We start from the raw sequence: 8,646 nt of genomic DNA on the forward strand, positions 1-8,646 counted from the left end.
GGCGGGTCAGCGCTGACCCGCCCGCGACGACGCGAACCCGCCGCAGCCCAGCCCACCCCGGCCCGGCCCAGCCCGCCGCAGCCCAGCCCCAGCACCAGCACCAGCCGCAGCTCAGCTCCCGAGCCGGCCCGTGAGCCTGCCGTGGAACTCGCTGCTGCGCTCGTCGAGCCCAACGAACGTCACGTCGACGTCGTGCGCCGCGTACTTGGTCGCGATCGCATCGAGGGCGGCGACGCTCGAGGCGTCCCACACGGAGGCGCGGGTCAGGTCGACCGTCACCCTCGCCGGGTCGTCGGCGTACGAGAAGTGCTCGACCAGGTCGTTGCTGCTCCCGAAGAACAGCGGCCCGATCACGTCGTAGCGGACCGCACCGGCCTCGGTGCCGGGCACGACGCCCTCCGCGCTCGCCGCGCCTCCCTCGACCGTCCGCTCGACCCGGATCACGTGCGCGATCCGCCGCGCGAAGAGCACCATGGCGAGCAGGACGCCGACCGCGACGCCCAGGGCGAGGTTGTCGGTCGCGACGACGACCGCGACCGTGACGACCATCACGAGGGTCTCGGGGATCGGCATGCGGCGCAGCGTCGACGGCCGCACGCTGTGCCAGTCGACCGTCGAGATCGCGACGATCATCATCACCGCGGCGAGGGCCACCATCGGGATGCGCGCCATCACCTCGCTCAGCGCCGTCACGAGCAGCAGGAGGAACAGCCCCGCGACGACCGTCGACACCCGGGTGCGGGCCCGGCCGATCTTCACGTTGACGACGGTCTGGCCGATCATCGCGCAGCCCGCGATGCCGCCGTAGGCGCCCGCGGCGATGTTCGCGACGCCGAGCGCCCACGACTCCTTGCCCTTGTGCGAGGGGGTCTCGGTGAGGTCGTCGACGAGCTTCGCGGTCAGCAGGGTCTCCATCAGGCCGACGAACGCGACGCTGAGCGCGGTCGGCAGGATGATGCCGAGCGTCTCGAGCGAGAACGGCACCAGCCACGGGGTGAGCCCGGGCAGGCCGCCGCCCATCTCGCCTTCGTCGCCGACGGTGGTCACGTCGAGGCCGGCGACGACGACGATCACCGTGACGACGACGATCGCGACCAGCGGCGCCGGGACGGCCTTCGTGAGGCGGGGCAGCAGCACGACGATCGCGATGGTCAGCACGAAGAGCGGGTAGACGATCCACGGCACGTCGATGAGGTGCGGCACCTGGGCCATGAAGATGAGGATGCCGAGGGCGTTGACGAACCCGATCATCACCGAGCGGGGGATGAAGCGCATCAGCCGGGCGAGCCCCGCGGTGCCGAAGGCGATCTGGATCACGCCGGCGAGCAGGACGGTCGGCAGCACGTACTCGACGCCGTGGGCGCGGACCAGCGGCGCGATCACCAGGGCGACCGAGCCGGCGGCCGCGGTCACCATGGCGGGGCGTCCGCCGAGCAGCGACATGACGAGGGCGAGCACGATCGAGGCGACCAGGCTGACCATCGGGTCGACGCCGGCGATCACCGAGAACGAGATGACCTCGGGCACGAGCGCGAGCGTGGTGACGATGCCGGCCAGCGCCTCCCGGGTGAGGAGGCGCGGTGACCGCAGGACGCCGAGCACCGTGTCGTCGCGACGCGTGCGCACAGCGGCAGCGGGGGAGGGAAGGCTCACGGAGACTCCAGTGGAGAAAGAAGGGGGAGGGGTCGGCCGCGATGCGGCGCGTTCGACTTTAGGCGACGGCCGCGGGTGCGGCTCGTGCGGGTGCGGTGCGCTCTTCGCGGGGGTGCGGCGGGTTCCGTTCCTCGTCGGCGGGTCAGCGTCGACCCGCCGCGGGTGAAGCGGACCCGCCGCAGGGTGGAGCGGACCCGCCGCGGGTGACGCGGACCCGCCGCAGGGGACGCGGACCCGTCGGCGTTCCAGGGCGGGCGCGCGACTCGCGGGGGACGCCGGGTCCGCCCTGAGGGCGATGACAGGGCCGAGGAGGCGCGCGAGACTCGATCCATGAGCTCAGTGGACGACGGCCGGATCGTGCGGCGGATCTTCGCGGGCCTGCTGGTCGTCGTGACCCTGCTCGGGCTGGCGATCTTCGGGCTGGGGCGCGCCTCCTTCGCGGTCCTCGATGCGGAGGGTCGGGAGGCGCCTCCCCTCACGATCTGCTCGCCCGACTACCCGACGTGCACCGACCCGCAGCCCGTGCTCGTGATCTTCGGCGCGGCGATGATGGTCGCGGCGCTCGTCGCCCTCGTCGTGATGGTCGTGTCGCGCCGCCGTCGGCACCGGCCGGTGCGCCGGCCTCGCCGCTGACGCGCGCGTCGTCGCTCCTCTCGCTCGCGTCGTCGACCAGCGCGTCCTCGATCGACCCGCGCCTCCTCAGTCCTCGCGGTCCGCCTGGGCGGGTGCCGACGGGCCGCGGACGGCGTCGTGGGCGGACACGTCGCGGTCGCTGCCGCCGAACCGGCGCTGCTGCGACTCCGAGTTGAGCAGGAGGTTGAGCAGCACGGCGACGAGGGCTCCGGCGCTGATGCCCGAGTCGAAGACGATCGTGAACCAGGTCGGGAACTGCGCGTAGATGTCGGGGCTGACGGTCGGCAGCAGGCTCACACCGAGAGCGACCGCGACGATCAGGATGTTCGAGTTGTTGAACCGGACCTTCGACAGCGTGCGGATGCCGCTGGCCGCCACCATGCCGAACAGGGCGACGCCCGCTCCGCCGAGCACGGCCAGGGGAACGCCCTCGACGACCGCGCCGAGCGCCGGGACGAGTCCGAGCACGACGAGGATCACCCCGGCGAACGTCGCGACGTAGCGCGATCGGACGCCGGTGATGCTGACCAGGCCGACGTTCTGGGCGAAGGCCGTGTAGGGGAACGTGTTGAAGACGCCGCCGATCACGGTCGAGAGTCCGTCGGCGCGCAGGCCGTCGGCGAGGCGGCGCGGGGTGACCGGTTCGTCGACGATCTCGCCGACCGCGATGATGTCGCCGGTGGTCTCGGTCATGATGACGAGGCCGACGATGCACATCGAGACGATGGCGCTGATCGGGAACGTGGGCAGCCCGAAGTGGAACGGCAGGGCGAGGCCGAACCAGGCGCTGTCGGCGACGCCGCTCCAGTCGGTGAGGCCGAACGGCCAGGCGACGAGGGTGCCGATCACGAGTCCGAGCAGGATCGACACGCGCTGGATCGCGGGAGGCGCGAACCGCTCGATCAGGATGATCAGCAGCAGGGTGCCCGCGGCGAAGCCGATGTCGAGCGGGTCGCCGAAGTCGTCCGAGCCGGTGCCGCCGCCGACCCAGCCGGCGGCGACGTCCATCAGCGAGACGCCGATGATGAGGATGACGGTGCCGGTGACGATCGGCGGGAAGAACCGGACGAGCCGGGAGAAGAACGGCGCCAGCAGCATCATGAACAGGCCGCTGGCGATGACGGAGCCGTAGATCGCGGTGATGCCGTACTCGCCGCCGATCACGATCATCGGGCCGACGGCCGCGAAGGTGCAGCCCTGCATCAGCGGCAACCGCACGCCGAAGCGCCAGAACCCGACCGACTGGATGATCGTCGCGATGCCGGCGACGAGCAGGTCGGCGCTGATCAGGTAGGCGATGTCGCCCGGCTCGAGCTCGCCCATGCCGATCAGGGCCCCGCCGACGATCAACGGCACGGCGACCGCGCCGGCGTACATCGCGAGCACGTGCTGCAGTCCGAGCGGGAACAGCCGCCGCAGCGGCGGGATCCGGTCGACGGGGCGTCTCTCGGTCTGCGCGCTCGCGGTCATGGGGCCTCCTGATCAGGTGCGTCGGTCGGGACGACGCTAGGGCACCAGGGTTTCACGGGTGCGGCGGCCCTGTGACGGCGGTGTTAAGCGTGGGGTTCACGACGAGGAGGCGCGGGTCGTGTGGAGGAGGCGCGCGTCAGCCACACGGGGCCGGACGGGGAATCCGGGATGTCCCCTGCACAGGGGTATTTCGGGTGAGATCCCGTCCCCAGTGCGGGGGTGAGCCGGTGGGACGGGAGTGCATCACGATAATGTTGGGACTCCCGTCGGCGAGTGTCGAGGGATGTCCCAGCCACCCTGATCGAGACTGAGAAGCATGCACCGCCTCACCACGAGCCCCGACCTCGCCGGGTCGACCCGCACCTCCCGGGGTCGCCGCGTCGTCACGACCGCGATCGCCGTCGTGGGGTTGAGTGTCGCCGCGCTGCTGACCGTGCCCGATCAGGCCTCCGCCGCCGCCCCGACCTGGCAGCAGGTCGAAGAGGCCCGCGGCTCCGAGACGGCCAAGAAGGAGGCCATCGCGCAGGTCGAGGCCGCCCTCGAGGCGGCCACGAACCGCGCCGCCGATGCGCAGAAGGCCGCCGACGACGCCGGCGAGACCCTGGTCGACGCCCAGGCCGCGGCCGACGAGGCCAACGCCGAGCTCCTCGCCATCCAGAAGAAGGCCGATCAGGCCGAGCAGCAGGCGGCGTCGTCCGAGATCGTCCTCGGCCAGGCGGCGGCCATGCTCGCCCGCCCGACGAGCAGCGGCACCCTCGGCGACCTCCTCTCGTCCGGCGACGGCGCCGAAGACGTCCTCCGCGGCCTCAGCATGTCGAGCAAGATCGGCGAGAACCTCGACGCCCTGCGCGACCGCGCGATCGCCGCCGACAACCTCGCCAGCTCGCTCGCCGACCAGGCCCAGGTCGCCCTCGACGAGCGCGACCGCCTCACGGAGGAGGCCGACGCGGCCCTCGACGAGGCCGTCGCCGCCAACGAGGCCGCGAAGGACGACGCCGCCGAGATCGACAGCCAGAAGACGATGCTCGCCGCCCAGCTCGCGGCCCTGCGCGACGACCGCGTCTCGATCGAGCAGGCCTACCGTCAGGCGAAGGCCGCCGAGGCCGCCGCCGCCCGCGCGGTGGTCGGCCAGGCCGGCGCCGCGGGCACCGGCCCGATCAGCGTCGGTGCGGGCTCCGGTCCCGGCACCGTGCAGCCCGATCCCGGCACCGGCTGGGTCGCCGCGATCCGCTCGTTCGGCTCGTACCAGGCCTACGGCTACCGCGTGCACCCGATCACCGGCGAGTACAAGCTGCACGCCGGAGCCGACTTCGGCGCCTCGTGCGGCACCCCGATCTACTCGGTCGCCGCCGGCACCGTCACCTACGCCGGCCCCGCCGGCGGCTACGGCAACCTCGTGATCATCGACCACGGCGACGGCATCAGCAGCGCCTACGGCCACATGGAGTCGTCGGGCATCTTCGTCTCGCAGGGCCAGTCGGTCACCGCCGGTCAGAACATCGCCGGCGTCGGCACGGCGGGCGGCTCCACCGGCTGCCACCTGCACCTCGAGATCCGCCAGGGCACCCTCGCCACCGACCCCGTCGCGTTCCTCGCGACCAAGGGCGTCCGCTGAGCTGAACCCGGTCGCGCCGCGGCAGGGGTGACGGGCGTCGGCTAGCGGCGCCGCGCCTCCTCGGAGGCCGCCTCGGCGAGCAGGGCCTCGGCCCGCAGCTCGTCGACGACCACCCGCACCGCCGGACGCACCGCGCGGTCGGGCCGCATCAGCGCCTCGACGTGCCGGCCGGCGTGCACGTTCTCGAGCGTCGCCAGGTGGAACCGCCCCGCCGCCCGCCCCGCCGACGTGTGCCGGGGGACCAGCGCGACGCCGTGCCCCGCCGCCACGAGGTTCTCCAGCAGCGGCAGGTGGATGCTGCGGTGCGCCACATCCGGCGTCACCCCCGCCCGCAGCGCCATCGCCATCAGCACCCGGTCGATCGGATAGCCGACCGGCACGCCGACCCACCGCTCGCCGATGACATCCGCCATCGTCACGCGGTCCCGCCCCGCCAGCGGGTGATCGAGCGGCACCGCGACCTCGAGCGGCTCGCGCAGCAGAGGCACCACCGACAGGCCCGACCGATCAGGAGGCACGACCCCGTCCGACCGGTGCCCCACCACCACGTCGAAGTCGGCCGTCAACCTCGGGAACTCGTCCTCGCTGACGTCGCGGTCGTCGATCTCCACCTCGACGGCCGGGTGGCTCCGCATCCGGGTCAGCAGGCCCGGCACCAGCAGCTCGGCCGCCGACGGGAAGACCGCCAGCCGCACGACCCCCGACGTTCCGCCGCGCACCGCCTCGAGCGTCGCCTCGGCCTCGGCGACCGCCGTCGACACCGCCACGGAGGCGCGCGCCAGCGCCTGCCCCGCCTCCGTCAGCCGCACCCCACGCCCGACCCGCCGCACCAGCTCCACGCCGAGCTGCCGCTGCAGGGTCTTGAGCTGCTGCGAGACGGCGCTCGGCGACCGGTGCGTTGCGGCCGCGACCGCCGTCACGCTGCCCCGCTCGTCGAGCTCGCGGAGCAGTTCGAGGTGCTGGATGTCCATGAAGGGAGGCTACAAGGTCACCTCGCCGATGCGCGCTGGTCCTGCAACGAGCGCTCCGCCACGATGGAGGCATGAGCCCTCGCGACCGCCTCCTCGCCCTCGTCGTCGCGGTCTGCTGGGGCGTGAACTTCCCGATGACGGCGTTGGCGCTCGAGCACTTCCCGCCGATCCTGCTCGTCGCCGTGCGCTTCGCGCTGCTCGCGGTGCCGACCCTGCTGTTCGTGCCGCGTCCCGCGATCCCGTGGTCGCGCCTCCTGATGGTCGGCTTCGCGCTGGGGATCCTCCAGTTCGGGTTCCTGTACCTGGGCATGAAGGCGGGCATGCCGTCCGGGCTGGCGTCGCTGGTGCTGCAGGCGTCCGCGCCGTTCACCGTCGTGATCGCCGGCATCTGGCTGCGCGAGCGCATCACCCGCCGCCAGGCCATCGGCATCGGGGTGGCGGTCCTCGCGCTGGCAGCGATCGCGGTGCACCGCTCGCAGGTCGCGGCGCTGCTGCCGGTCGTGCTGTGCCTCTGCGCGGCGCTCGGCTGGGGTCTCGGCAACGTCGCCGTCCGTCGCGCGGCCGCCCCGAACCCGCTGCACCTGACCCTGTGGATGTCCGTCGTGCCGCCGATCCCGATGCTGCTGCTGTCGCTGGCCGTCGAGGGGCCGGCCCGGATCGGCGAGACGTTCGCGACGCTCCTCACGCTCGAGGCGGTGCCGTCGATCGTCGGGCTGCTCTACGTCGTGCTCGTCGCGACCGTGCTCGGCTACGGGCTGTGGACCCGGCTGCTCGCGACCTACCCGTCGAGCACCGTCGCGCCGTTCTCGATGCTGGTGCCCGTGGTGGGCGTGCTCGCGTCGTGGTGGGCGTTCGGCGAGGTGCCCGACGTGGTCGAGGTGGTGGCCGGGGTGGTCGTCGTGGCGGGGGTGCTGTTCGCGAGCCGGGTGCCGCGGGTGCGACGCGAGGCGGGGGCGGCCGCGGGGGCGGACGCAGGGGACGCGGGGGCGAGCGCAGGGGACTCGGGGGTCGACGCGGAGGCGCCGCGGGTGGCTGACGCGGTCGCCGCGGGTGCTGGTGCCGGGGTCGGCGTGGTGCCGGCGGGCGGGATGCCCGCGGCCGCGGAGGATGGGCGCGGCAGCGCACCGCGTTCCGATCAGCGCACCGGATAGAGACGCGGTGCGTTGCACGGAACCTGGTGCGGAGTGTGCGGCGGCCTTGCCCGCCCGGGAGGCCTGCTCAGCGCACCGTGTTTCGGGCACTGCACCGCGTTTCGGCAGCGCACCGCGTTTCGATCAATGCACCGGGTAGAGACGCGGTGCGTTGCACGGAACGTGGTGCGGAGTGTGCGGTGGCCTTGCGCGCCCGGGAGGCCTGCTCAGCGCACCGGGTTTCGGTCACAGCACCGCGTTTCGGCCACCGCGCCGCGTTTCGGCCAGCGCACCGCGTTTCGATCAATGCACCGGGTAGAGACGCGGTGCGTTGCACGGAACCTGGTGCGGTGGGTGCGCCGGCGTCCGGCACGTGGTGCGTTGCGCGGAACGCAGTGCGGTGCGGCGCGTGCGCTGGCCGGGATGGATGGAACCACGTTCCGGCGATGAAACCACGTTGTTCCGTGGTTTCATTCGCGAAACGTGGTTCCTCGGCACCGCTCTTCAACGATGCGGCAGCGCCCCGACGCGACCGCGCGGGGTCAGCCGACGGGAGGGGCCGGCTGGCGCCGCAGCCTCTCGTAGCGCACCAGGCCGCGGGCGGCGAGGACGGCGGCGGCGACTCCTCCGACCAGGGCGACCCACGGCGGCACGTCGAGGGTGGGCGAGTCCGCGAGCAACGCCACGACCCCGACCGCCATCCCCGCGGCGGCGGCACCGAACCCGACACGACGCCGCGGGTGGCGGCGGCGAGGATCGGCGATCCGCACGGTCACGAGAGCGACGGTGACCGCCAGCAAAGCGACGATCGCGCCGACGAAGCCCGCGACGGGTGCCGCGTAGAGGTACACCCAGGCGTCGGCGGAGCCGGCCACCGGATCGGCGAGGTACGACACGATCGCGACGACCACGACCACGGCGACTCCGAGCAGCGTGCCGCCCGCCATCGCCCGCACGACGAGGCCGAACACGAGCCCCGCATCGGGGCCGCGTGACGTGCCATCGCCGTCGCCCGTACCGGTGCCGGGCGCATCTGCCGTGTCACTCACCCGCCCAGGCTAGCCGCGCAGGCGCGTCGCCCCCGGCCGCGCGCGGAACCACGTTCTCGCGGTGGAACCGGGTCGATCCGTGGCGTCATCGACGGGACGTGGTTTCGCGGGAGTCGTTCGGCGCA

At 73.0% G+C, this 8,646-nt stretch carries 7 protein-coding genes; 3 read left to right on the plus strand and 4 right to left on the minus strand.

Translation table 11 applies throughout. The annotated features are described in order from the left end of the window. Window positions 1-111: 111 nt before the first annotated feature. On the minus strand, window positions 112-1,653 hold the full coding sequence (locus FFA01_RS15455; protein ID WP_182501181.1) for a SulP family inorganic anion transporter: 1,542 nt from the start codon (window positions 1,651-1,653) through the stop codon (window positions 112-114). A gap of 330 nt (window positions 1,654-1,983) precedes the next feature. On the opposite strand from FFA01_RS15455, the gene FFA01_RS15460 reads away from it, so the two are divergent. Beyond that, complete coding sequence (locus FFA01_RS15460) at window positions 1,984-2,286, plus strand: hypothetical protein (RefSeq protein WP_146857077.1); 303 nt, start codon at window positions 1,984-1,986, stop codon at window positions 2,284-2,286. 66 nt (window positions 2,287-2,352) lie between these two features. Here the strand turns inward: FFA01_RS15460 and FFA01_RS15465 are convergent, their stop codons facing one another. Continuing rightward, window positions 2,353-3,756 carry a nucleobase:cation symporter-2 family protein gene (locus tag FFA01_RS15465; RefSeq protein WP_146857078.1) on the minus strand — a complete coding sequence of 468 codons (1,404 nt, stop codon included), beginning with the start codon at window positions 3,754-3,756 and terminating at the stop codon, window positions 2,353-2,355. A gap of 316 nt (window positions 3,757-4,072) precedes the next feature. Between FFA01_RS15465 and FFA01_RS15470 the strand changes: the two genes are divergently transcribed. Next, the gene (locus FFA01_RS15470) at window positions 4,073-5,371 is read left to right on the plus strand and encodes a M23 family metallopeptidase (protein WP_146857079.1); all 1,299 of its coding nucleotides are present in this window, start codon (window positions 4,073-4,075) and stop codon (window positions 5,369-5,371) included. A 41-nt stretch (window positions 5,372-5,412) separates the two neighbouring features. Here the strand turns inward: FFA01_RS15470 and FFA01_RS15475 are convergent, their stop codons facing one another. Continuing rightward, window positions 5,413-6,342 carry a LysR family transcriptional regulator gene (locus FFA01_RS15475; protein ID WP_146857080.1) on the minus strand — a complete coding sequence of 310 codons (930 nt, stop codon included), beginning with the start codon at window positions 6,340-6,342 and terminating at the stop codon, window positions 5,413-5,415. 71 nt (window positions 6,343-6,413) lie between these two features. Between FFA01_RS15475 and FFA01_RS15480 the strand changes: the two genes are divergently transcribed. Next, complete coding sequence (locus tag FFA01_RS15480) at window positions 6,414-7,493, plus strand: EamA family transporter (protein ID WP_146857081.1); 1,080 nt, start codon at window positions 6,414-6,416, stop codon at window positions 7,491-7,493. A 521-nt stretch (window positions 7,494-8,014) separates the two neighbouring features. Here the strand turns inward: FFA01_RS15480 and FFA01_RS15485 are convergent. Then, the gene (locus FFA01_RS15485) at window positions 8,015-8,521 is read right to left on the minus strand and encodes a hypothetical protein (RefSeq protein ID WP_146857082.1); all 507 of its coding nucleotides are present in this window, start codon (window positions 8,519-8,521) and stop codon (window positions 8,015-8,017) included. Between the last annotated feature and the right edge of the window lie 125 nt (window positions 8,522-8,646).

It is taken from the genome of Frigoribacterium faeni (assembly GCF_007988805.1).
In the GTDB taxonomy this organism is placed as follows: domain Bacteria; phylum Actinomycetota; class Actinomycetes; order Actinomycetales; family Microbacteriaceae; genus Frigoribacterium; species Frigoribacterium faeni.

Coding starts and splice junctions, on each gene's coding strand:
- FFA01_RS15465 (WP_146857078.1), bottom strand. CDS start 3,756: ATGACCGCGAGCGCGCAGACCGAGAGACGCCCCGTCGACCGGATCCCG.
- FFA01_RS15470 (WP_146857079.1), top strand. CDS start 4,073: ATGCACCGCCTCACCACGAGCCCCGACCTCGCCGGGTCGACCCGCACC.
- FFA01_RS15460 (WP_146857077.1), top strand. CDS start 1,984: ATGAGCTCAGTGGACGACGGCCGGATCGTGCGGCGGATCTTCGCGGGC.
- FFA01_RS15480 (WP_146857081.1), top strand. CDS start 6,414: ATGAGCCCTCGCGACCGCCTCCTCGCCCTCGTCGTCGCGGTCTGCTGG.
- FFA01_RS15475 (WP_146857080.1), bottom strand. CDS start 6,342: ATGGACATCCAGCACCTCGAACTGCTCCGCGAGCTCGACGAGCGGGGC.